Source organism: Nonomuraea helvata, assembly GCF_039535785.1.
GTDB lineage: Bacteria > Actinomycetota > Actinomycetes > Streptosporangiales > Streptosporangiaceae > Nonomuraea > Nonomuraea helvata.
On the sequence record NZ_BAAAXV010000012.1, the window covers coordinates 309458 to 331092 of the forward strand.

23 protein-coding genes and 1 riboswitch are annotated in these 21635 nt (G+C 72.8%); of the genes, 4 read left to right on the top strand and 19 right to left on the bottom strand.

Going from position 1 to position 21635, the window contains the following annotated elements; all coding sequences use genetic code 11:
* Positions 1–532: 532 nt before the first annotated feature.
* Positions 533–1519, bottom strand: a complete 987-nt coding sequence (locus tag ABD830_RS51635; RefSeq protein ID WP_345002984.1) for an alpha/beta hydrolase — start codon at positions 1517–1519, stop codon at positions 533–535.
* Positions 1520–1677: 158 nt separating this feature from the next.
* Positions 1678–1740: riboswitch (guanidine-III (ykkC-III) riboswitch) on the top strand.
* A 13-nt stretch (positions 1741–1753) separates the two neighbouring features.
* Between ABD830_RS51635 and ABD830_RS51640 the strand changes: the two genes are divergently transcribed.
* Positions 1754–2632, top strand: coding sequence for an MBL fold metallo-hydrolase (locus ABD830_RS51640; RefSeq protein ID WP_345002985.1), 879 nt, complete (start codon positions 1754–1756; stop codon positions 2630–2632).
* 145 nt (positions 2633–2777) lie between these two features.
* Here the strand turns inward: ABD830_RS51640 and ABD830_RS51645 are convergent, their stop codons facing one another.
* The 4 genes from ABD830_RS51645 to ABD830_RS51660 form a co-directional block, all read right to left on the bottom strand.
* Positions 2778–3179, bottom strand: coding sequence for a hypothetical protein (locus ABD830_RS51645; protein WP_345002986.1), 402 nt, complete (start codon positions 3177–3179; stop codon positions 2778–2780).
* Positions 3180–3277: 98 nt separating this feature from the next.
* The gene (locus ABD830_RS51650; protein ID WP_345002989.1) at positions 3278–3922 is read right to left on the bottom strand and encodes a response regulator; all 645 of its coding nucleotides are present in this window, start codon (positions 3920–3922) and stop codon (positions 3278–3280) included.
* Complete coding sequence (locus ABD830_RS51655; RefSeq protein ID WP_345002990.1) at positions 3913–4998, bottom strand: sensor histidine kinase; 1086 nt, start codon at positions 4996–4998, stop codon at positions 3913–3915. The genes ABD830_RS51650 and ABD830_RS51655 overlap by 10 nt, the downstream gene beginning before the upstream one ends.
* Entirely contained in the window at positions 4982–5599 is a 618-nt protein-coding gene (locus ABD830_RS51660) for a DedA family protein (protein WP_345002991.1), read from the bottom strand. The genes ABD830_RS51655 and ABD830_RS51660 overlap by 17 nt, the downstream gene beginning before the upstream one ends.
* Positions 5600–5710: 111 nt before the next feature.
* Here ABD830_RS51660 and ABD830_RS51665 point away from each other — a divergent pair, with 111 nt between their 5' ends.
* Positions 5711–8680, top strand: a complete 2970-nt coding sequence (locus ABD830_RS51665) for a DEAD/DEAH box helicase (RefSeq protein WP_345003463.1) — start codon at positions 5711–5713, stop codon at positions 8678–8680.
* On the top strand, positions 8677–9867 hold the full coding sequence (locus ABD830_RS51670; protein WP_345002992.1) for an SWIM zinc finger family protein: 1191 nt from the start codon (positions 8677–8679) through the stop codon (positions 9865–9867). The genes ABD830_RS51665 and ABD830_RS51670 overlap by 4 nt, the downstream gene beginning before the upstream one ends.
* A 3-nt stretch (positions 9868–9870) precedes the next feature.
* Here ABD830_RS51670 and ABD830_RS51675 read toward each other — a convergent pair whose 3' ends face one another.
* From ABD830_RS51675 to thrC, 10 genes are all read right to left on the bottom strand, one after another.
* On the bottom strand, positions 9871–10506 hold the full coding sequence (locus tag ABD830_RS51675) for an NAD(P)-dependent oxidoreductase (protein ID WP_345002993.1): 636 nt from the start codon (positions 10504–10506) through the stop codon (positions 9871–9873).
* A 32-nt stretch (positions 10507–10538) separates the two neighbouring features.
* Positions 10539–10997 (bottom strand): SGNH/GDSL hydrolase family protein, encoded by a 459-nt coding sequence (locus ABD830_RS51680; protein WP_345002994.1) that lies wholly within the window; start codon positions 10995–10997, stop codon positions 10539–10541.
* Positions 10998–11742: 745 nt separating this feature from the next.
* Positions 11743–12354, bottom strand: coding sequence for an SRPBCC family protein (locus ABD830_RS51685; protein WP_345002995.1), 612 nt, complete (start codon positions 12352–12354; stop codon positions 11743–11745).
* Positions 12354–12698: an ArsR/SmtB family transcription factor gene (locus ABD830_RS51690; protein WP_345002996.1), complete on the bottom strand. Its 345-nt coding sequence runs from the start codon at positions 12696–12698 to the stop codon at positions 12354–12356. The genes ABD830_RS51685 and ABD830_RS51690 overlap by 1 nt, the downstream gene beginning before the upstream one ends.
* 50 nt (positions 12699–12748) lie before the next feature.
* Positions 12749–13354 (bottom strand): energy-coupling factor transporter transmembrane component T family protein, encoded by a 606-nt coding sequence (locus ABD830_RS51695; protein WP_345002997.1) that lies wholly within the window; start codon positions 13352–13354, stop codon positions 12749–12751.
* Positions 13351–14025, bottom strand: a complete 675-nt coding sequence (locus ABD830_RS51700; protein WP_345002998.1) for an energy-coupling factor ABC transporter ATP-binding protein — start codon at positions 14023–14025, stop codon at positions 13351–13353. Before ABD830_RS51700 ends, ABD830_RS51695 begins: the two co-directional genes overlap by 4 nt.
* Before the next feature lie 31 nt (positions 14026–14056).
* Positions 14057–15226: a thiolase family protein gene (locus tag ABD830_RS51705; protein WP_345002999.1), complete on the bottom strand. Its 1170-nt coding sequence runs from the start codon at positions 15224–15226 to the stop codon at positions 14057–14059.
* A gap of 1 nt (position 15227) precedes the next feature.
* Positions 15228–16595: a class I adenylate-forming enzyme family protein gene (locus ABD830_RS51710; protein WP_345003000.1), complete on the bottom strand. Its 1368-nt coding sequence runs from the start codon at positions 16593–16595 to the stop codon at positions 15228–15230.
* A complete protein-coding gene (locus ABD830_RS51715; RefSeq protein WP_345003001.1) occupies positions 16586–17212 on the bottom strand; it encodes a biotin transporter BioY in 627 nt (208 codons plus the stop codon). Before ABD830_RS51715 ends, ABD830_RS51710 begins: the two co-directional genes overlap by 10 nt.
* Before the next feature lie 129 nt (positions 17213–17341).
* Positions 17342–18406 (bottom strand): threonine synthase, encoded by a 1065-nt coding sequence (thrC, locus tag ABD830_RS51720; protein WP_345003002.1) that lies wholly within the window; start codon positions 18404–18406, stop codon positions 17342–17344.
* Between the two features lie 65 nt (positions 18407–18471).
* Here thrC and ABD830_RS51725 point away from each other — a divergent pair, with 65 nt between their 5' ends.
* Positions 18472–19311: a MurR/RpiR family transcriptional regulator gene (locus ABD830_RS51725; RefSeq protein ID WP_345003003.1), complete on the top strand. Its 840-nt coding sequence runs from the start codon at positions 18472–18474 to the stop codon at positions 19309–19311.
* Here the strand turns inward: ABD830_RS51725 and ABD830_RS51730 are convergent.
* From ABD830_RS51730 to ABD830_RS51745, 4 genes are read right to left on the bottom strand one after another with little or no spacing between them, the layout of a single operon-like run.
* Positions 19295–19822 (bottom strand): GNAT family N-acetyltransferase, encoded by a 528-nt coding sequence (locus tag ABD830_RS51730; RefSeq protein WP_345003004.1) that lies wholly within the window; start codon positions 19820–19822, stop codon positions 19295–19297. The genes ABD830_RS51725 and ABD830_RS51730 overlap by 17 nt on opposite strands.
* Positions 19823–19836: 14 nt before the next feature.
* Complete coding sequence (locus tag ABD830_RS51735) at positions 19837–20403, bottom strand: helix-turn-helix domain-containing protein (RefSeq protein WP_345003005.1); 567 nt, start codon at positions 20401–20403, stop codon at positions 19837–19839.
* Between the two features lie 27 nt (positions 20404–20430).
* Complete coding sequence (locus tag ABD830_RS51740) at positions 20431–20721, bottom strand: DUF6204 family protein (RefSeq protein WP_345003006.1); 291 nt, start codon at positions 20719–20721, stop codon at positions 20431–20433.
* 3 nt (positions 20722–20724) lie between these two features.
* Positions 20725–21363, bottom strand: a complete 639-nt coding sequence (locus ABD830_RS51745; RefSeq protein WP_345003007.1) for a TetR/AcrR family transcriptional regulator — start codon at positions 21361–21363, stop codon at positions 20725–20727.
* Between the last annotated feature and the right edge of the window lie 272 nt (positions 21364–21635).

The following is a 21635-nucleotide window of genomic DNA, read 5'->3' on the forward strand; positions in this document are numbered from 1 at the left end:
GCGACGCCGCCGCCATCACAGCGTTCCTCCAGAGCGAGCCGTCGCCCCTGCCCTATTGCCGTCGAGCCGGGTGCCCATGTAAACCCCTTACGGCCGGAACCGGCCGTAAGGGGTTTACATGGGCCCAGAACAGCGGGCTGAGCGCACGCCGGTCCTCCTCGGTGAGCTTGCCGGCCCACTTGCGGATCTCGCAGGGCACCGTCCCCCAGCCGGACCGCGAACTGGTTGCGCGTTGAGGACGGACGACGGCACCCCGCAACGGCTGGGGCGCAGTCGGCGGTTCAGCCACTACTTTGCCCTTGCGGGCGCAGGTGTGGCCCCGGTCGTACGGCCGGTGGATCACGCCGCTGTCGGCGGCGGCCGGCGACCAGCAGGAGGCCGGCCGGGCCGCCGGCGAACGGGCGGGCTGTCGGTGAACGGCCGGGCCGCCGGTGAACAGGCGGGCGCCGCCACCGGCAGCAGGCTCGGCTCCGGTCCGCCGCTCGCGCGGGACCGTGGCAGCGTGGAGCGCACCCCGGCAGACCGGGAGCCGTCACCCGGTGAGGGCCTCTCGGAGGAACGCGAGGATCTCCTCCCGCGCGGCCTTGGCCTGCGGCACCACGTTCGGCATGCTGAGGAACGCGTGCCCCGCTCCGGGATATTCGGTGAGCCGCGTGGGCGTGCCGGCCGCGCGCAGTCGTTCGGCGTAACAGCGGCCGTGATCGGCCACCGGGTCGTGGGTCGGCACCACCACGAGCGCCGGGGCCAGCCCGCTCAGGTCGTCGGCATACAGCGGCGACAGCGCACGAGGATCGGTTCCCGGCGGAACGGCGAACCGGTGGAACAGCCGCAATTGCGGCACGGTGAGGGTCGGGCTGTCGGCGTACTCGGTGACTGAGGCGTGGTCGAACATCGTCTCGGTCAGGTCGGCAGCGGGGTTGACCAGCACCTGCGCCCGCAGGATCAGGCCGGACTCTCTGGCCCGGATCGCCGCCAGGGCACTGATCAACGCGCCGGCGCTCTCGCCGAAGACGGCGGTACGCGATGGGTCGACGCCCCACTGCGCGGCGTGCCGCACCACGTTCCGGAGCACGTCCCAGCCGTCGTCGGCCGCCGCTGCCAGCGGGGTCTCGGGGTCGAGGAGGCGGTGCTCGACCGAGACGACGACCGCGGGCAGCTGGGCGGCGAGGTGGCTGTTCACCCAGTCGCTCTGCACCGCCGTGCCCACGAACCCGCCTCCGTGCACATGGAGCACAAGTGGCAGGCCGGCCCCGTCGACGTGCTCCGGCGAGGGCCGGTACACCCGGACCCGGAGCTCGCGGCCGGACAGCGCGATCTCCTGCCACTGGATCGCGGTGCCCGGGTCCGGATCGCCGGTGATCGCCCGCGCCGCGGGGGACGCCCGCCTGCGGTTCTCCTCGTCGCGGTACGCGACCAGCTCCTCGGCCGTCATCGCCAGCCAGTCCGGCGCCTCTCCCCCGGCCTGGCCGCGCAGCTGGACGCCGGCCGGCGGCTGCTTCCTCTCGATGATCTTACTCATGTCTTCTCCTGGGTCGGATAGTTTCGCTACTGAAAGTATCGATACCTATGGTAGCGAAAATGGGAGGCGGGTGTGCAAGGGGAGGCGGGAACCGACACCCAGGACGATCCGCGGCGGCGGAGAGCGGCTGATCGCTGTCGTGGTAGCTTCGCCGTGGAAGCCCGCAAGTGCTTGCCCCGGACGAGATGTGCGCCGTACCCGGCCTGCGAAGACGACGCACTCGAAGGAGACGTCATGGATGCGGGCAGGCCCCTGATCGATTTCGCCGGAGTGACTCCACGGCCTCGCGCGCTGGACGTCCGGTGGATTCACGGCTCGCCGTCGGCCAAGCACAACACCGATCCGGACATCCAGGTGCACGCGTACGACGAGCACACGTTCATCTTGCGGCAGAACATGGCGATCAACTACGAGGCGCCGTTCCTGTTCCTGCTGTTCGGGAACGCACGCGCGGTGTTGATCGACACCGGGGCCACGGCATCGGCCGAGTTCTTCCCCTTGCGCCGGGTGGTCGATGAGCTCGTCGCCGGCTGGCTCACCCGCCACCCCCGGGAGGAGTACCACCTGCTGGTGCTGCACACCCACCCGCACGGCGACCACGTCTCGGGCGACGGTCAGTTCAGCGACCGCTCCGACACCACGGTGGTCGCCGCGGACCTGGTCGCCGCCTGGGAGTACTTCGGGTTCAGCGCGGATCCCGACGCCGTGGCGCAGGTCGACCTGGGAGGCCGTGTGGTGGAGTGCCTGGCCACCCCGGGCCATCATGAGGCGGCGGTCACGTTCTACGACCGGTGGACCGGGTTCCTGCTCACCGGCGACACGGTCTACCCGGGCCGTCTCTACATCCAGGACTGGCCGGCCTTCGCCGAGACCATCGACCGCCTGATCGACTTCTCCGCCCGCCGGCCGGTCACCCACGTGCTCGGCTGCCACATCGAGATGACCAGGCAGCCAGGCGTGGACTACCCGGTCCGCACCACCTACCAGCCTGACGAGCCCCCACTGCAGATGACCACCGGTCACCTGCACGAGATCCGTGCGGCGATCAAGGAGATCGGCGACCGGCCCAGCCGGCGTGCCTACCCTCTTTTCATCCTCTGGCCGAACCTATGAGTCGGCCGGTGACACTGCCGCACCGGAGGCCGGGCAGGATCGAACGCCCCGATCACCTGTTTTCGTGCAGTGGCACGCGTTCGTACAGGGACAGTGGAGTGTTGAGGGCACCCCGCCAATCTCCTGCAGTGGCCTACGGGCGCGGCTACCCCTGCCTGCCGCCGGTGAACGGGGCCTCGCCCTCCTTGAGCGCGCGGAAGCGGAGCGCCGACCACACCTCGTCCACCGCCACCTGCCCGTTGGGACGCAGCCCGTACTCGCCCACGATCGGCCAGAGCGTGTCACGGTTGATGTCCGCCTTGTTCCCCTTGGGGTAGGCGACCCACACGACCGGCGGCTCCGTGACCTGGTCGCGGTGCCGGTCCAGGATCTGCCGGACCGAGGCGGCGTCGGGCGCGAAGAGGAGCGCAACGTCAGCCTCCTTGAGGTCCTCGACGTGGCGGGCGCCCTCGGGCAGCGGCTCGACCAGGGGCAGGTGGGCGGCGTCGGAGATCCACACTCTGGCCTCCGGCTTGATGAGCAGCTTGGCCGCGACGGTCTTGCTCATGACCTGTTCAGCTCCTTTGTCGGCGAAATGCCCAAACTGTCGGTGGAATGCCTCAACCATTCCACCGACAAATAAGATTGTCAAGACGACTTCAGTTGTCAGGACTTCAGGAAGTGCAGGACGGCCAGCACCCGGCGGCTGTAGCCGGTGGTGTGCGACAGCCGCAGCTTGTCGAACAGGGAGTTCACGTGCTTCTCCACCGCGCTCTGCGACACGTGCAGCGCCTGGGCGATCGAGGCGTTGGTCAGCCCCTGCGCCATCAGCTCCAGCACCTCCCTCTCCCGCGCCGTCAGCCGCGCCAGGGGGTCCACCTGCGTCGTGCGGGCCAGCAGTTGGCGCACCACCTCCGGATCGAACGCCGCCCCGCCCGCGCCCACCCGCTCCAGCGCGTCCAGGAAGTCGCCCACCTGCGCCACCCGGTCCTTCAGCAGGTAGCCGACGCCCTCGACGTCCGCGCTCATCAGCTCGGTGGCGTACCGCTTCTCCACGTACTGCGACAGCACCAGCACCTTGACCTCGCTCCAGCGCCGCCTGATCTCCAGCGCCGCGCGCAGGCCCTCGTCGGTGTGGGTCGGCGGCATGCGTACGTCCACCACCACGACGTCCGGGCGGTGCTCGGCCACGGCCGCCACCAAGGCGTCGCCGTCACTGACCGCGGCCGGCACCTTGTGGCCCTCCTCGAGCAGCAGCCGTACCAGGCCCTCGCGCAGCAGCGTGGAGTCCTCGGCCAGGATCACCCGCACGGCAGCACCGCCGTGACCGTGGTCGGCCCGCCCGCCGGGCTGCTCACCTCGAAGCCGCCGTCCAGCGCCGCCACCCGCCTGGCCAGCCCGGACAGGCCGCCGCCCGTCGCCTGGGCGCCGCCCGCGCCGTCGTCTCGCACCCGTACGACCACCGTGGCGTCCTCCTCGTGCACCTCGACCGTGATGAGCGTGGCGCCGGCGTGCTTGGCGGCGTTGGTGACCGCCTCGCACACCACGAAGTACGCCGCCGTCTCCACCGCCATGGGCGGCCGACGCCGCAGGTCGCAGGCTACCTGTACCGGCACGCCCGAACGCTCGGCCACCCCTGCCAGGGCCTCTTCCAGGCCCAGGGAGTCCAGGCCGCTCGGGTAGACCCGCCAGGCCACCTCGCGCAGCTCGGCCAGCGCCTGCTGGGCCTCCTGGTGCGCCTGCTCCAGCAGCTCGGACCGGCCCCGCCGAGCGCGGCCGATCAGCATCGACAGCGCCACCAGGCGCTGCTGCAGCCCGTCGTGCAGGTCCCGCTCGATGCGGCGGCGCTCGGAGTCGACCGCGGCCACGATCCCGGCCCGGCTCTCGGCCAGCTCGGCGATCCTGCGCTCCAGCGCCCGCGTCGGGTCTGGACCCAGCATGCGCAGCGCCAGCCGCCGCTCCAGCGCGTGCACCCCGACCACGCCCGACAGCTCGAGGAACAGCAGCACGACCCCGCCCACCCCGAAGTAGGCGACCAGCGGGACCGACGGCCGCATCCCGTCGAACGGCTCGCCACGCGCCCACGCCGCGAGGACGAGGACCCCCATGTGCGCCCCGAACACGAGCAACGCGATCACCAGCCCGCCCAGGACGCCCACCGGGGCGCGGGCCGCCAGGTAGGGCAGCGGGCCGCCCTCCCGCAGGGCATCGAAGTCCAGGCGCAGGCGGCGGGCCTCGAGTCGGGCCAGCCGCCGGGCCGCCGCGCCGACGTTCGGGTTGCCCAGGGACGGGAGCGTCAGGAGCAGGAACGCCAGCTCGATCAGCGCGGTCACGGCGCCCAGCGCCACCGCGCCGAGCAGCCGCAGCCCCTCAGCGGCGAGACGCATGCCGGCCCTTGCGCCGCTCGGCCAGCCGCACGACGACGAACACCACGACGGCCAGCGCCACCAGCGCGATCACCATGTTGGTGCCGACGCCCACATAGGTCTCCACCAGCTCCCAGTTGTCGCCCAGCAGGTACCCGGCCATCACGAAGATGGTGTTCCAGATGAGGCTGCCGGCGGTCGTCAGCAGCGTGAACGTCATCAGCGGCATCCGCTCCACGCCCGCCGGGATCGAGATGAGGCTGCGGAAGAGGGGGATCATCCGGCCGAAGAACACCGTCTTGCGGCCGTGCTTGAGGAACCACGCCTCGGTCTTCTCGATGTCGGACGGCTTGACCAGCGGCAGTTTGGCGGCGATGGCCAGCGTGCGCTCCCTGCCCAGCAGCGCCCCCACCCAGTACAGCGCCAGCGCCCCGATGACCGAGCCGAGCGTCGTGCACACCAGCACGTCCAGCAGGTCCATCTGGCCCCTTGCGGCGGTGAAGCCGGACAGGGGCAGGATCACCTCACTGGGCAGGGGCGGGAACAGGTTCTCCAGCGCGATCGCGAGCCCAGCCCCGGGCGCTCCGAGACTGTCCATCAGTCCAACCAGCCAATCAGTCATGGGCCCCAGGCTATGGAAGGTCGGATATGCCGGGAATGAGGCGGGCTTCTGATCGCTTGGTGTGGTAAACCACACCCTCGCCGTACCGTACACTGTACGGCCGTGACCTCTATGACGGATCTGGTACGGCACTCGGCAGTCTTCCAACCCGGCGACCCGCCCAGGTCCGGAAACATGGTCTTCCTCGACCCGGACGGGCCGTCCACGGTGACGGTGGCCCGGCCCGACGGGGACACCCGGCAGGTCGCGGCCACGCTCGTCCCGGTGGGCGAGGCGGTTGCGGCGCTGGCCAGGGCGCGCATGGACCAGCAGGCCCACCCGGCGGCCCGCTTCTGGGGCGCGGTCGCGCTGGTGGCACTCCAGCTCGTCACCCGGGGCCGCATCCTGCCGGGCGTGACGGCGGGCGACCACGACTCCTGGCGCGCGGGGCCGCTGGACGCGGCCGACATCCAGCGCATCCGCGAGCTGGCCGCCGCCATGCCTGCCTCGGCTCGCGCCCTCCCCCTCCATCCCGACGGGACCTCACCCGACCCCGGGGCCGCAGGCCGCGACCTGAGCGCGACTTCACGGGACGTCCTGAGCCCGACCCACAACGACCGGCCCGCCTCCACGCCCGGCGGCGGACCGACCACGAGTGGCGGGCCGGCATCCGCCGACGCCGACACGCCGCGTGCCGCGGGCGTGACGGAGCTCCGCGCCGGGGATCCGGCACAGGCCGCCCACATGGCCGAGACGAGTGGCCACTCCGGAGACGAGACGGGTGGCCGTGCCGGTGACGAGCAGCCGGGCGAGGTGCGGTTGCCCGAGGCGGAGCCGCTGGTGCGGGCGTTCCTCGACGCGGTCGCCGACGCCATGCCCCGCTCCCCCGGCGCCGTACGGGCCACCGGCCTGACCGCCTACGCCGCCGCCAAACCCGTCAAGGTCCCGCACCTGCGCCCCTGGGCCGAGGAGATGGCGGCCGGGCTCGACTCCGGCGTACGGCTGTCGCTGCGCCTGGAGGCCGACGACCTGGCCGCCGCCGAGTTCCGCGCCGTCGCCCAGCTGCACAGCCTGGCCGACCCTTCGCTCGTCGTCGACGCCGCCGACCTGTGGCGCGGCCATGACCGGGGCTTCGGCCCCCGCGCCAGGATCGAGGCCACCCTGGCCGTACGCCGCGCCGCCCGTACCTGGCCCCGCCTTGAGCGCCTGCTCGACAGCGCCGTCCCCGACGAGCTCACGCTCACCGACGGCGACGTCGAGGACCTCCTGGCCGGAGCCGCCGAGCGCCTGGCCGCCGCCGGAGTCGAGGTGCACTGGCCCAAGGCCCTCGTACGCGGCCTCAGTGCCCGCGCCGTCATCGGCGAACGCGACAGCAAGCCGTCGGACCTGCCGTCGTTCCTCGGCGGGCAGCACCTGACGAGCTTCGACTGGCAGCTCGCACTCGGCGGCCGGCGCCTGACCGCCGAGGAGATGGACCGGCTGGCCGAGGCGCACCGCCCCGTCGTACGGCTGCGCGACCAGTGGGTCCTCATAGACCCCGACCTGGCCCGCAAGGCCCGCCAACGCGACCTCAAGCCTCTGACCGGCATCGAGGCGCTCGGCGCCGCCCTGACCGGCACGGTCGAGGTCGAGGGTGAACAGGTCGCCGTCGAGCCCACCGCCTGGCTGCGCGAGCTGCGCGAACGCCTGTCCGAGCCCGCCGACGTCGATCCGCCAGGCGGGCTGGCCGCCATGTTGCGCGACTACCAGCTGGCCGGGCTGCGCTGGCTGGCCCGGCTCACCTCGCTCGGCCTGGGCGGCTGCCTGGCCGACGACATGGGCCTGGGCAAGACGATCACGCTCATCGCCCTGCATCTGCACCGCTCAGGCAACGGCCCCACGCTCGTCGTGTGCCCGGCCTCGTTGCTGGGCAACTGGGAGCGGGAGATCGCCAGGTTCGCGCCCGGCGTGCCCGTGCGCCGCTTCCACGGGTCCAGCCGCACGCTGGCCGAGGACGGGTTCGTGCTGACCACGTACGGCACCATGCGCATGGACGCGGCCCGCCTGGCCGCGCACCCGTGGGGTCTGCTGGTCGCCGACGAGGCCCAGCACGTCAAGAACCCCGCCTCCGGCACCGCCAAGGCGCTGCGGGAGATCCCCGCCGCCGCCCGCGTCGCGCTGACCGGCACCCCCGTGGAGAACAACCTGTCGGAGCTGTGGGCCATCCTCGACTGGACGACGCCGGGACTGCTGGGCCCGCTGGCCAGGTTCAGGGCACGGTGGGCCAAGCCCGTCGAGTCCGGTGACGGCGAGACGGCCGAGCGCCTGTCGCGGCTGGTCGGGCCGTTCCTGCTGCGCCGCCGCAAGAGCGACCCCGGCATCGCACCCGAGCTGCCGCCCAAGACCGAGACCGACCGTCCCGTCGCGCTCACCACCGAGCAGGCCGGCCTGTACCAGGCCGTCGTACGCGAGATCATGGCCCAGATCGCCAACGCGCGCGGCATGGCCAGGCGCGGGCTCATCGTCAAGCTCCTGACCGGGCTCAAGCAGATCTGCAACCACCCCGCCCAGTACCTGCACGAGAGCGAGCCGCGCCTGCCCGGCCGCTCGGGCAAGCTGGAGCTGCTGGACGAGCTCGTCGACACCATCGTCGCCGAGGACGGCGCGGCGCTGGTCTTCACCCAGTACGTCACCATGGCCCGCCTCCTGGAACGGCACCTGACCTCCAGGGGCGTGAGCACGCAGCTCCTGCACGGCGGCACCCCGGTCGCCCGCCGCGAGGAGATGGTCGCCCGCTTCCAGGACGGCCGGGCCCCGGTGTTCCTGCTCTCGCTGAAGGCCGCCGGCACCGGCCTGAACCTCACCCGCGCCGACCACGTCATCCACTACGACCGCTGGTGGAACCCGGCCGTTGAAGACCAGGCCACCGACCGCGCCTACCGGATCGGCCAGACCCGTCCCGTCCAGGTGCACCGCCTGATCGCCGAGGGCACGATCGAGGACCGCATCGCCGAGATGCTCGCCGCCAAGCGCGCGCTCGCCGAGGCCGTGCTCGCCTCCGGCGAAGCCGCCCTCACCGAGCTGACCGACGCCGAACTTGACGCGCTTGTGGAGCTCAGATGAACATCAGCAATGACGACGCACGTGGCTTCCCCGCCTTCCCTCCGCAGCGCGCCGGGGCCCGCTTCGCCACCTCCTGGTGGGGGCGCGCCTGGGTCCAGGCCATGGAGGACACCTCGCTGGATCACGGCCTGCTGCGCAAGGGCCGCGGCTACGCCAAGACCGGGCAGATCGGCCCCATCACCGTCAGCCCCGGGCGCCTCGCCGCCGTCGCCGAGAGCGAGTACGACACCGTCGTACGCGTCGAGCAGCTCACCGACGCCGCCTGGGAACGCTTCCTCGACCAGGTCGCCGCCAAGAGCGGCCACATAGCCGCGCTGCTCGACCGCGACATGCCCCATGACCTGGTCGAAGCCGCCGAGGACGCCGCCGTGCCGCTGCTGCCCGCCGTCGGCGACCTGGAGCCCGAGTGCTCCTGTCCCGACTGGGGCCATCCCTGCAAGCATGCCGCCGCCCTGTGTTACCAGGCGTCGTGGCTGCTGGACGCGGACCCGTTCGTGCTGCTGCTGATGCGCGGGCGCGGCGAGCGCGAGCTGATCGAGGCGCTCCAGCGCCGCGGCGCTCCCGGCGACGAGGCACCGGCCGAGGACACCGCGCGGGCGGCCGGCGGTGTGGCGGTGGCCGAGGCGTTCGCGGCCCGCGTGCCACCGCTGCCCGATCCCCCGCCGCTGGAGGTCGCCTTCGCCCCGCCCGCCCTGGACGCGCCCGCGGATCGGGCGACCGGCGCGGACGCGCCCGCCGGCCGGGCGTCCGGCGTGGACGTGGCCGCCCTGCGGGTGCTGGCCGCCTCGGCCGCCTCCCGGGCACGCGAGGTGCTGCTGCACGGGCGCCTGCCGGAGCTCACCGAGTACCAGGACCGGGTGCGCCTGGCCGCCGACCACGACCTCGACCTCGGGCTCGAGGCGGCGGTGCAGGCCTGGAGGTACGGCGGCCCGCAGGGCGTCGACGTGCTCGAGAGCGCCTGGACGCCGCCCCGCCAGGACCTGGCCAGGGCGCAGGCGCTGCTGGAAGCCGGATGGGAGGGCGAGAGCCCACCGCAGGTGGAGGCGTGGCGCAACCGCTGGACCCTCGGTGCCCTGCAACTGCGTTACGGCCGCGACGGCCGCTGGTACCCCTTCACGATGCGCGACGGCGCATGGTGGCCCGCCGGCCCGCCCGAGCGCGACCCTTCGGCACTGGTCACCGGATAGGGACTACGACGCCACCGAGACGACGCGGCGGACGGAGCCCTGGTCGGTGATCAGGCCGAGCATGCAGTGGGCCAGGTCGGCGCGGGTGGTGCTCAGGCCGCCCCTGATGTTGCGGTCGAGGGCCGTGCGGTAGCGGGCGCTGCGCCCTTCATCGGTCAGGCGCGAGGGACGGACGATCGTCCAGTCCAGGTCACTGGCGCGCAGCAGTCGCTCGGACTCGGCCAGATCGGCGTAGGGGTGGCGCAACATGCGCTGCACGAGCGGCTTGAGCACGTACTGCGTGAACGGGCCGTCGTCGGCGCCGCTGACCAGGCCACTGGCGCTGACCATCAGCAGGCGCCGGACCTGCGTCTGCGTCATGGCCTTGATCACGGCGGCGATGCCACCGGACTGCACGGTGGTCGGGCCGCGCCCGCGCGCGCCCATCGCCGACAGCACCGCGTCGCGGCCCTTGACCGCGGAGGCGATTGCGCCGGGGTCCATCACGTCGGTCTGCGCGACGTCCAGGCGCCCGCGCAGGTCGGCGGGGAGCCTGGACGCGTCGCGTACGACGGCGGTGACCTCGTGGCCGAGGTCGAGTGCCTGGCGCAGGAGCTGCTGCCCTGTGCCACCGGTCGCTCCGAAGACCGCGAGCCTCATCGATGTCGCCTCCAGAGTTTGTGAGTATTCACTCACCATACCTCGCGGCCGGATCGGGGGGAGACTGCGGCCTGAGAGGTACGGCGGTATGCCTGTGGTGAGATTCCGACCGCGGCGTGACGCTCAAAGATCTTCCTGCGCCTGCCCTTGCGCGAGGCGGCGTCCGCGAGGCGGACTCGTACGCTCAGACTGAGCCGGGCACCCCAGCATGGTGAGTCTCGGGGTGCTCGGCGCTGTGCTGCTTCACAGGGGTGCAGGTCCACCGCGTCCGCCATCGCCCGGTAACCGGCCGGGTTGGGGTGGAGGTGGTCTCCGCTGTCGAAGGCCGGCCGGATCCGGTCGGGGGCGTCGGGATCGGCGACGGCGCGCGCGAAGTCCGCGACCGCGTCGAATTCGCCGCTGGTCCGGATCCACGCGTTGACCGTGTCACGGACGGTCTCGGCCTCGCCGGTGAGCTCGGCCGCGATCGTGCCCAGGCCGGCGATGTCCATCAGGCCGCGGCTGTCGGAGAGGCCGCCGCCGATCTCGTCAGGCGGCCAGGAGCGCCTTGGCCTCGGCCTCGTTGCCGAGATAGGTCACGTCCACGGAGACCATCGGCGGGGCGGGCGGCGGCGGGGCCATCCGATTGATCCACACCGACAGCTCGCGCGCGGCGTCTGCGGGGCGAGGCCAAGGCACTCAACAGCGTCTTCGGCTCTCTGTGTTTACCTGAGTAAAACGGACATCAGCGTGGCCTCGTCGCTTGCCGACCGAGGCCGGGAAGCGATCCGGTGGAAGCCGATGCCGCGTCCGTCCGGCGAGCCGGGCGGACCGTGGCTGAGAACCGCGTTGTCGGGGCCTGACTCCGCATTCCTGGAAGGAGTGCGGCTCTTGGGCCACCGCCCCGCCGGACGCTGTCCCGTTGGTGCGGACACCAATGGGGGCGGGGACCGGGCGCCAGTCGGGCACCCGGCTGTGACCGAACATTATCTTCTGGTTACTTTCAGTCGCAGTCGATCAGCCCAGAAAAGCCGATCACAATTCTTCGGGCAACTACAGGTTCGCGTAGCGAGCGCCGGCAACAGTTCATACCCTGCCTGAGATCGCGGCGACCTGGGGCGACCCCGGCCAGGCCGTACGCCTGCACACCGCGGCTCTCGACCTGGCCGTGGAGCTGAGCAACCGGAGCGAGGAAAGGCGTGCCCGCGAAGCCATCGCCCGGCTCCCGCCCACGCCGGAGCCCTGCGCGCGGGCGCCCTACTCGGGGGCGTAGAACGCGGTGGTGGCGGCGACGGCGGCGGCCACCTGGTCAGGCGCCCCGCCTGCGGCCTTGTGGGCCTCACCCCAGGCCCGGCTGCTCTCGGTGATGTAGCGCCGCCCCTCGCTGGTCTCGTGGAAGGTGTTCTCGTCGATCCCGCCCTTGCTGCCGGTGGCGAGGTAAAGGCCGAGCCCCAGCAGCGCCAGGTCCCAGCCCACGCCGGTCGCGCCGGGGCCGTACTGATCCCACATCTCCGGCGGCATCTCGGCGCTGTGGCGCAGCTCGAACAGCGTGCCGCCGTCCTGGGCGGACAGCTGCACCTCCACCTCGGAGAAGCCGGGGTTCGGGCCGAACAGCCAGCTGACCTTCAGCAGGCTGGGCGGCTCGCAGCGCAGGATCTCGCCGCCCGCGTTGCCTTGGAGCTGGTACGTGCCCCCGAGCCGCAGGTCGCCGGTCACGGGCAGGAACCAGCGGTTCAGCCGTTCGGCGTCGGTGCAGGCGTCCCACACGTCCTTGATCTCGGCGTCGAAGTGCCGTCGCAGCACCACGGTCTTGATGTCGCCGTCCTTCAGCTCGCGCTGAGCCTTCAGCAGCTCGTCGACAAAGTCCATCACGTGTCCTTTTCGTTCATGCGGCGCTCGCGCTTGCCGCGGGCCAGCTCCGTCGCCAGCGCATCCAGCCGTTGGCTCCAGAAGCCGCGAAACCGCTCCAACCAGAGATCGACCTCCTGCAGCGGCCCTGGATCGACGGCATAGAGCCGCCGGGTGCCCTGGGCTCGCACACTGGCGAAGCCGTTGTCGCGCAGCACCCGCAGGTGCTGGGAGACGGCCGGCTGGGAGATGCCGAACTCACGCTGGATGACGGCGGTGAGCTCGCCCGAGCTCTGCTCGCCGCCGGCCAACAGCTCCAGGATCCGTCGTCGGACCGGATCGCCGAGGACGTCGAATGCGTGCACCGCCCGAGTGTTTCAGGATTAGCTTATATAAGTCAAACCCGGTATAGAAGTCAGTCGTCCAGGCCGCGGGCGCTGAGTGCCTCGCCGAGGGCGTCGGCGTGCCGGAGCGAGCTGACCACCAGCGGCACGGCGAAGGCACGCAGGCTGCGTTCGACGCCCCTGGCCCGCTGGGCCTCGCGGACCCGGGTGGCCAGGGCGGCCACCACCGGCACGCTCCGCACGGTCAGCGACAGGAGCAACGACACCCGGAACGGGTCCAGGCCGACGAACCTCGCCGGGGCCAGGCAGCGTTCCAGCGTGGCCAGCATGGCCGACATCCGGGTGGTGAGCGTGACCAGCCCGGCCAGCGCCACGGCCAGCACCACGCGCAGCGTCGCCGACACCGCCCCCTGCAGGTCCACGAACACCCACTGCATCCCGAACAGCGTCATCGCGAACCACCGCACCGGCTTGACCTGCGCCCAGGCCGCCGCCACGCCGACCCGCGACAGCGCGTACAGGCTTGCCACGACGGCCGCCGCCCCGGCCAGTGCGAGCGGCGAGCCCAACAGCACCAGCGCCGTGCATCCCAGCGCCAGCCCGGCCAGCTTGGCCCCGGCCGGCAGCCCATGGAGCGGCGAGTCGCCGGGGACGTAAGCCCCCGTCAGGCCGTTCACGCCATGATCTTCCGGTAGTGGGCGACGGCCTCGTCCGGGGTGCCGTCGGCGACAATCCTGCCCTGGTCGAGCACCAGGACGCGGTCGAAGTCCGCCAGCAGCGGCAGGTCGTGGCTGACCACCACCACCTGCTGCGGCATCTCGCGCAGCAGGTCGGCAACCTGGCGGGAGTGGCGCAGGTCGAGCAGCGTGGTCGGCTCGTCCATGACCAGGATGTCCGGCTCCAGGACCATGACGGCGCACAGGGCGAGCAGCTGCTTCTGGCCGCCCGACAGGTGGTGGGCGGGGTGGTCGGCGTGGTCGTCCAGGCCGTACCTGGCCAGGACGTCGTGCACGCGCCGCTCGACCTCCTCGCGCGCCAGGCCCTTGCGGCGCAGGGAGAAGGCCACGTCCTCGGCCACCGTCGGCATCACGATCTGCGCGTCCGGGTCGGTGAACAGGAACCCGACGGCCCTCCTGATCCTGGCGGCCTGGCGGCGGGTGTCGAGGCCGAGCACCGTGACACTGCCCGAGGTGGGCAGGGCCAGGCCGTTGATCAGGCGGGCGAGCGTGCTCTTGCCCGAGCCGTTCGCGCCCACCACGCCGACGCGGCGCTCGGGCAGCGCGGCGGTGATGCCGCGCAGGACGTCCCGCTCGTTGAGCCGTACGTGCACGTCGGCGAACTCGATCACGCCGTACCACCCGGACCGTCAGAACCCTTGCTCACGCCGACCCTCCACCGACCACCTCGAACAGGGCGGCCACTCCGAGCCCGCCCCCGACCGCCGCCGCGGCCAGACCCAGCGTCCCCGGCGGGGCGCCCGCGCGGACGAGGCGGCTGAACAGCCTGGTCACCACGACCGCGCCGCTCGCGCCCCACGGATGCCCCAGGGCCAGCGCGCCTCCGTCGGCGCACACCCGTTCGTCGCCCATGGGATCGAGCCCGAGCGCGTCGGTGACCGCCAGCACCTGTGCCGCGAACGCCTCCACGATCTCCACTGCCGCGACCCGCTCCAACTCCACCCCCGCACGCGCCAGCACCCGCCGCACCGCGGGCACCGGGCCCCAGCCGGGCAGCTCGGGATCGCACCCGACGACGGCCCCGGCCACCAGCCGCATCCCCGGCAGGCCCGCGCGCAGCCGCTCGGGCACGATGGCCACGGCCGCGGCGCCGTCACTGACCGGGGAGGAATTACCGGCCGTAACTGTACCTTCCGCCACGAACGCCGCGGGCAGGCGGGCCAACGACGCCGCCCGCAGCGGCCTGGGCCGCTGATCGTCGCAGCGCCCGCCGATCGGGACGATCTCCTCCACGAACCGGCCCGCCTCCCGGGCGGCCAGCGCCCTCGCGTGACTGCGGCAAGCGTAGGCGTCCTGGCGCGCCCGGCCGATGCCGCGTGCCGCCGCCAGCGCCTCGGCGGCCGGCCCCATGTCGGGATCGGGCCGTCCGTCCGGGGTGAAGGGCGCCCTGGGGTACGGCCCGGCGGAGCCTCGACGCGTACGCAGGGGCGCGGTCGAGGCGCTCTCCGCCCCTCCGGCGATCACCAGGTCCATCTCCCCCGCGCGTACCGCCTGGGCGCCGACCAGGATCGCGGCCAGGCCGCTGCCGCACTGCCGGTCCACCGTGAGGCCGGGCACCTCGTCGCCCAGGCCCGCCGCCAGCGCCGACACCCTGGCCACGTTGCCGCCCGGGCCCATGCAGTTGCCGAGCACCACGTCGTCGACCCTCCGCCCGGCGAGGTCACGAGCCACGGCCGCGATCACGGGCGCGGCCAGCCGGTCGACGCTCAGCTCCTTGAACGCGTGCCCGGCCGTGCCGATGGCGGTGCGCCGCGCCGCCACGATGACGGGTTCGTCGAGCCGGGTCAGCGCGGTCATGGGTTCGTCGCGCATGTCAGGCCAGCCGCCGGATGTCCGGGTCGCCGTCCGCCAGTCGGGCCGCGACCAGGGCGCGCGCGGGCTTGCCCGCCTGAGTGCGCGGCAGGCTCGGCACCGCGTACCAGCGGCGCGGGCGCTGCGCCGTGTCCAGGCCGTCCCTGGCCGTCGCCTCCAGCAGCGCGCGCGGCGGGGGCGAGGCGCGCTCGGCCTCGATGACCGCGGTGACCACGGAGCCCAGCGACGGGTGCGGAGAGCCGATCACCACGATGTCGCCCACGCCGGGCACCTTCCTGAGCACCTCTTCCACGTCCTCGGGCACGACGGTGGCGCCGCCGGTCTGGATCGCGCCGTCACCGCGGCCCCGCACGCGCAGCACCTCGCCTGCCCGGTACGGCTCCGCCAGGTCGCCCACGGTCGCCCAGCCGTCGCCGTCACGCCGCAACGGCCCGGCGGCGTCACCCAGGTAGCCGTCGGCCAGCCACGGCGAACGCGCCCACACTTCCCCGAACGACCTGTCGGGCGCGGGCCGGACCTCGATCTCGACGCCCGGAAAAGGGCGCAGTCCACCCCCGTCGGCGTCGACCGCCACGAACGACAGCTCGCTCGCCCCGTAGTAGGACACGACACGGATCCCCGCCCGCCCGGCCGCGGCCCACGCGTCAGGGTCGAGGGCCGCCCCGCCGACCACGGCCGTGCGCAGCCTCCCCGGACGTGCCAGCACGTCGGGCAGCCGGTGCGGCACCAGGTGCACGACGGTGGCCCTGGTCAGCAGGTCGCCCAGCGTCCTGGACGGCCGGCGGCCGGGCAGCAGGGCCGTCGCGCCGGTGGCCAGGGTGTGCACGGCGGCGAAGGCGTACAGGCTCGACACGAGCGGGCCGGGGACCAGCACGACGTCGTCGGGGCCGATCCCGGCGAGGTCGCTGAGATGCGGGAACGACGCCGTCCAGGACGCGCGGGAGCGCACGACGGCGCGCGGCCTGCCGGTGCTGCCCGAGGTGAAGCACGCCCACGCCCGATCGCCGGGCCGCGGCTCATGCCGCACGTCGGGACCCGGCACGTACGGCAGCGGCGCGTCCACATGAGCCGCGTACGGTGACGCCGGGGCGACGCGCGACCACCGCTCCCGGTCCCACGTGGGATCGCCCACCAGCGGCGTCGCGCCCGCCAGATCCGCCGCGAGCACGGCGACGAGCGCCTCGACCGGCTCCGCGAGGCCGATCGCGACCAGCGTGCCCGGTCCCGTTCCGAGGCCGAGCAGGTGGCGGGCGGCGCCCTGGACGCGTTCGGCGAGCCGGGCGTAGGTGAGCTCTCCCTCGGGGCCGCACACCGCCAGGCGCGAAGGGCGCTCGGCGGCGTGCCGCATCACATGGTCTGCTACCGGCATCGGGAGGTCAGTGCCCCCCCGCCCGTACGCAACCGCTCCCGATGCACGGCGGGCACCGCGTCCGGGTACGCCCGCTGCGTGCCCCGGGCCACGACGGACGCGAACACCGCCTTGAGCAGGTCACCGGGCAGGAACTGGATGCTGAGCAGCGCCGCCTTGCCCAGGGAGATGCCGGTGAGTGCGGCCTGAACGGGGACGCCGAACAGGTAGACCACGCCTACGCCGCCCACCAGGCACGCCACGACCAGGGGGACGATGCCCGGGTTGCGGCCCGCGCGCTCGACGAGCCAGCCGGTCACCGCCGCCCCGGGGAGCCAGCCGATCAGGAACCCGGCCGACGGCCCGGCGAACACGCCCAGCCCGCCACGCCCGCCGGCCAGCAGCGGCAGACCCGCGGCGACCAGGACGAGCAGCACCGCGACCGCCAGCGCGGCCCGCCACGTGCCGAGGATCGCGCCCGCCAGCATCACACCGAACGTCTGGAGCGTGATCGGGACCGCGTCGCCGAACAGGTTCAGTGAGCCCGGCAGGCCGAGCACCGCGATCAGCGCCGCGAACACGGCCACTCGCGCCAGGTCGCCCGTGGGGAACCTGCGCCGCTTCCCTTCATCCTTCATGACGTCGATCCCACACCAGAACACCCTGCTTCAGGCATGGAGGTATCCCACAACTTTCCGGTCGTTCATCTGCGAACGACCGATACCGATCCCACAACCGACCCCTCCCAGCCGCGACGGCGTGCGGGGTCAGGCGGCCAGGCGGAGGGCCCGGGCCACGTCGGAGGTGGACGAGGACGTCTCCGTCGAGGTGTAGCCGTCGCGCAGGGAGGCGTCCAGGTCCTTCAGCCCGTTGCCGCTCAGCGTGATCACGATCCGCAGCCCCGGCTCCAGTGCGCCCCGCGCGTGCCGGTCGAGCAGACCCGCGACTCCCGCCGCCGAGGCGGGCTCGGCGAAGACGCCGTCGCGGCGGGCCAGCAGCCGGTACGCCGCGAAGATCTGCTCGTCGGTCACCGCCGCGATCAGCCCGCCGGACTCGTCGCGGGCGGCGAGGGCGCCGTCCCAGGTGGCCGGGTTGCCGACGCGGATCGCGGTGGCGTCCGTACGCGGGTCGGCCACGGGCGCGCCGTGGACGAGCGGGGCCGCCCCCGCCGCCTGGAAGCCCCACATGCGCGGCAGCCGCCCGGCCAGGCCCGCGCCGTGGTAGTTGCGGTAGCCGCCCCAGGTGGCGGTGATGTTGCCGCCGTTGCCCACCGGCAGGCAGTGCACGTCGGGCGCGTCGCCGAGGGCGTCCACGATCTCGTAGGCGACCGTGCGCTGCCCGGCCAGGCGCAGCTCGTTGCCGACGGAGTTGACCAGCGCGATCGGGTGGTGCGCGGCCAGCTCGCGGGCCACGCGCATGCAGTCGTCGAAGTTGCCGTCGATCTCGACGATCTCGGCGCCGTACCGTACGGCCTGGCCCAGCTTGCCGAGCGCGATCCGCCCCTTGGGGACCAGGACGGCGGCCGTCACCCCCGCGCGGGCGGCGTAGGCGGCGGCCGAGGCGCTGGTGTTGCCGGTGGAGGCGCAGATGACGGCCTGCGCGCCCGCTTCGGCCGCCCGGCTGATCGCCACCGTCATGCCACGGTCCTTGAACGAGCCCGTCGGGTTGGCGCCCTCGACCTTCAGCCAGACCTCGCAGCCGGTGAGCTCCGACAGGTGCGCCGAGCGCAGGAGCGGGGTGTTGCCCTCGTTGAGCGAGACGGACGGGGTGTCGGCGGTGACCGGCAGCCAGCGCCGGTAGTCGCTGTCGATCAGGCCATGCCAGGTTCTCATGCCCCGAACCGTAACACTCGTTTCACGTCACTTGGCAACAGGGGATTGATGTAACATTTGTCATTGTGGGGAACGATCCGGTGGCCGACCGTCTCAGCGCGGTCTATCCCGAGCTGCCGCCCGGAGAGCGGGCGATCGTGCGGGTGCTGCTCGACGACTATCCGTTCGCGGCGCTGGGCTCGCTGCGGGCGCTGGCCGAGCGCGCGAAGGTGAGCCCGCCCACGGCGTCACGGCTGTTCGATCGCCTGGGGTACGCCGGATTCGCCGACTTCCAGGCCGCCGTGCGTGACGGGGCGCGGGACCGGTCGCGGCTGTTGGAGTTCGTCACGGGATCGCCCGGCGCGGCCGACAGCTCCGCGGCCCCGGAGCTGCGACGCGCTGCCGAGGACCTGCGTACGGGCCTGGACGGCACGCTCGCCGCCGCCACCGGCCCGCTGCTCGAAGCCTCAGCGGCCCTGCTCGCCGAGGCCGGGACCGTGTGGGCGCTGGGCGGGCCGCTGAGCGAGCTGGCCGCCGAGTACCTGATCCGCCAGCTCGCCAGCCTGCGCCCCGGCGCGCATCGGGTGCCCGACTCCGCGCAGGCCAGGGCCCGCACGGTGCTGGACCTGAACGGCTCGGACGTGGTGGTGGCCTACGACTTCCGGCGGTACTCGCCGGACATCGCCCGCTTCGTGCGGGCGGCACGCACGCGGGGAGCGCGGCTGCTGCTCGTCACCGACGCGTGGGAGTCGCCGCTGTCGGCCGAGGCGGAGGTGCTGATCAGGCTGCCGCGCGAGGCCGCCGGGCCGATAGCGCCGCTCGCGCACGAGATCGCCGTCACCGAGCTGCTGCTCGTCGCCGCGGCCGCGCGGCTGGCGCCCGCCCGGCGCCTGGCCGATCTCGAGGCGCTCAGGCAGACACTGTGAGCCGCTTGTAGAAGAAGCTGCAGTCCTGGAGCGTCCCGTCCGGGGATCCGGCGTACTCCGGGACGATGCCGTAGCGGGTCCAGCCGCCGGTGAGGTAGACGTTCTCGGCCAGGCTTCCTGTCTCGGTGTCGAGAAGCAGCAGGTCGGCGCCGGCGTCCAGGGCGGCCCGCTCGGCCGCGGCCAGCAGGGCGCGTGACAGGCCCCGGCCGCGTGCGTCGCGGTGGACCATGAGCTTGGCGATCTCGGCGCGGTGGCGGGCGTTCGGCTTGCGTGCCAGGGCGAGGCTGATGGTGCCCGTGACGACACCGTCCTCGCGGCTGATCCAGACCAGGAGGCCGCCCTCGGCCACCGACGGCGCCTGCGCCCGCCACCAGGCGGCGGCCTCCTCATGGCCGAACGGCGCCAGGAACCCCACGGAAGCGCCGCTGTCCACGGCGTCGACCAGGAGTGCGGCCAGGTCCTTGACCGAGGCGTCGAACTCCTCGGCCGACAGGCGTTCGATGGTGTGCATGCGGCTCCTCAGCGCTAGGGGAGGACGACCAGGATGGCGTAGCGGGCCGGACCCGGGCCCGGGCAGCGGAAGCGGGAGGCGCCCCACAGCCGGAAACGCAGGCAGTCGCCCGCCTCGACGGTGTGGGTGTGGCCGTTCGCGGTGATCTCCACCGCGCCCTCCAGCACCCAGATGTGCTGCTCGAGCCCGGGCACCGGAGGCGCGTCGTACGAGATGTCCGCCCCTGGCCGGAGCGTCGCCTCCACGACCTCGCCGCGCAGCCCGGGATGCGGCGGCGACACCGAGCGACGGACGAACCCCGACTCCTCGTCGCTGAAGACCGCCTGCGCCCTCGCCCGTACGACCTCCGGCGGCTCGGCCTCCACCTCGGCCAGCAGCCGCGACATCGTCCGCTCGTAGACACTGCACAGCCTGCCGAGCAGCGCGGCGGTCGGGCTGATCTCGCCCCGCTCCAGCCGTGACAGCGTCGAGCGGCTGATGCCCGACCGGCTCGCCAGCTCCTCCAGCGACCAGCCACGCTCGAGCCGCAGCTCCGCGAGCCGCCCGGCGAGCCGGGCGGTCACTCCCTCAGCCTGTCTCACATCAGGGAACATATCCCATATACGGGATCAGCGGCGCCTACGCCGCACCTTGATGTCGCGCATGTCCGTCACCGCGAGCTTCAGGATCTCGTGCGGATGACCGTGCGCCTCCAGCGCGGCCATCGCGCCCAGCGCCGCCTCGTCCTCGCCGTCGTCCGGCTCTGCCGGCACCTGGCACCGGAAGGTGAACGCCGTGACACCCTCGTCATGGGTGAACGTCCCGGCCTCGGTGTAGGCGGCGCCGCTCGCGGCCAGCACGGCCTCCCGCCCGGCTTCGTCAAGCCCCTTGAACTTGCCCCTGATCGTCACCCTGAACACCACTCACTCCTCTCGTACGGCATAGGCCAGCACCTGCTCGCCCAGCACGCCTTCCACGACATCCAGCAACTCCAGGACCGCCGCGGCGATCGCGTCGGCCCGCTCCCCCGCCGCCGTACGCCGGCCGATCTCGGCGTAGACCAGGGAGTGCAGGCTTCCGATGTGCCAGGCCATCACCCTGGGCAAGGGGTCGTCCCCGGCCGCGCCGGTCTCGGCGACCAGCTCGGCGGCCAGCGCCTCCGTCATCTGGTGACCGACGTCCTGCAGCCGGGCGGCCAGCGTGGGGGCGGCCCGCATCATCTCCAGCACCGGCCCGAAGCCCGGCGTCAGGCCGACACTGCGCTCGCGCCCGCGCACCTCCTCGCGCAGCCGGGCCAGCACCGCGGCGGCCGCCGACTGGCCCGGCGGCCGCTGCCGTACGATGCCGGCCAGCCGATCCGGCGAGGCCTCGTCCGGCGGCAGGACGAGATCCTCCTTGGCCGCGAAGTAGTTGTAGACGGTGTTCACCGACACCTCAGCGGCCTCGGCCACCTCCGCGATCGTGACGTTATCGAAGCCGCGCTCCACGAACAGCCGCACGGCCACGTCCGAGATGCGCTGCTTGGTCTGCCGCTTCTTCCGCTCCCGCAGCCCTTCACCCATGCTTGGAGTCTACGTCAAAGTTTCAGTGGACTGCAGTTTCATGCGGCGGTGGACAGCGCCGCTCGGGGCATGATCACAATGGGCTCCCTCAGTCCCCTTGACGGTCCGGAGTGCACCCATGCTCAGGCGCAGAATCATCAGATCCTTGGTTGTCGCAGCGCTCTTCGTCAGCGTGAGCGCCGCGGGGGCGGCGGCGGACGACGGGGCCAATAATCCGACATTTCCTGGACCGGTCTACAAAACGGTCACCGACCCAAGCGGCCTTCTCTCGC

Coding starts and splice junctions, on each gene's coding strand:
- ABD830_RS51655 (WP_345002990.1), bottom strand. CDS start 4,998: ATGCGTCTCGCCGCTGAGGGGCTGCGGCTGCTCGGCGCGGTGGCGCTG.
- ABD830_RS51715 (WP_345003001.1), bottom strand. CDS start 17,212: ATGAAGGATGAAGGGAAGCGGCGCAGGTTCCCCACGGGCGACCTGGCG.
- ABD830_RS51680 (WP_345002994.1), bottom strand. CDS start 10,997: ATGGACATCGCCGGCCTGGGCACGATCGCGGCCGAGCTCACCGGCGAG.
- ABD830_RS51685 (WP_345002995.1), bottom strand. CDS start 12,354: ATGGACTTTGTCGACGAGCTGCTGAAGGCTCAGCGCGAGCTGAAGGAC.
- ABD830_RS51660 (WP_345002991.1), bottom strand. CDS start 5,599: ATGACTGATTGGCTGGTTGGACTGATGGACAGTCTCGGAGCGCCCGGG.
- ABD830_RS51645 (WP_345002986.1), bottom strand. CDS start 3,179: ATGAGCAAGACCGTCGCGGCCAAGCTGCTCATCAAGCCGGAGGCCAGA.
- ABD830_RS51730 (WP_345003004.1), bottom strand. CDS start 19,822: ATGCACACCATCGAACGCCTGTCGGCCGAGGAGTTCGACGCCTCGGTC.
- ABD830_RS51640 (WP_345002985.1), top strand. CDS start 1,754: ATGGATGCGGGCAGGCCCCTGATCGATTTCGCCGGAGTGACTCCACGG.
- ABD830_RS51705 (WP_345002999.1), bottom strand. CDS start 15,226: ATGCGCGACGAACCCATGACCGCGCTGACCCGGCTCGACGAACCCGTC.
- ABD830_RS51710 (WP_345003000.1), bottom strand. CDS start 16,595: ATGCCGGTAGCAGACCATGTGATGCGGCACGCCGCCGAGCGCCCTTCG.
- thrC (WP_345003002.1), bottom strand. CDS start 18,406: ATGAGAACCTGGCATGGCCTGATCGACAGCGACTACCGGCGCTGGCTG.
- ABD830_RS51745 (WP_345003007.1), bottom strand. CDS start 21,363: ATGGGTGAAGGGCTGCGGGAGCGGAAGAAGCGGCAGACCAAGCAGCGC.
- ABD830_RS51670 (WP_345002992.1), top strand. CDS start 8,677: ATGAACATCAGCAATGACGACGCACGTGGCTTCCCCGCCTTCCCTCCG.
- ABD830_RS51675 (WP_345002993.1), bottom strand. CDS start 10,506: ATGAGGCTCGCGGTCTTCGGAGCGACCGGTGGCACAGGGCAGCAGCTC.
- ABD830_RS51665 (WP_345003463.1), top strand. CDS start 5,711: ATGACGGATCTGGTACGGCACTCGGCAGTCTTCCAACCCGGCGACCCG.
- ABD830_RS51635 (WP_345002984.1), bottom strand. CDS start 1,519: ATGAGTAAGATCATCGAGAGGAAGCAGCCGCCGGCCGGCGTCCAGCTG.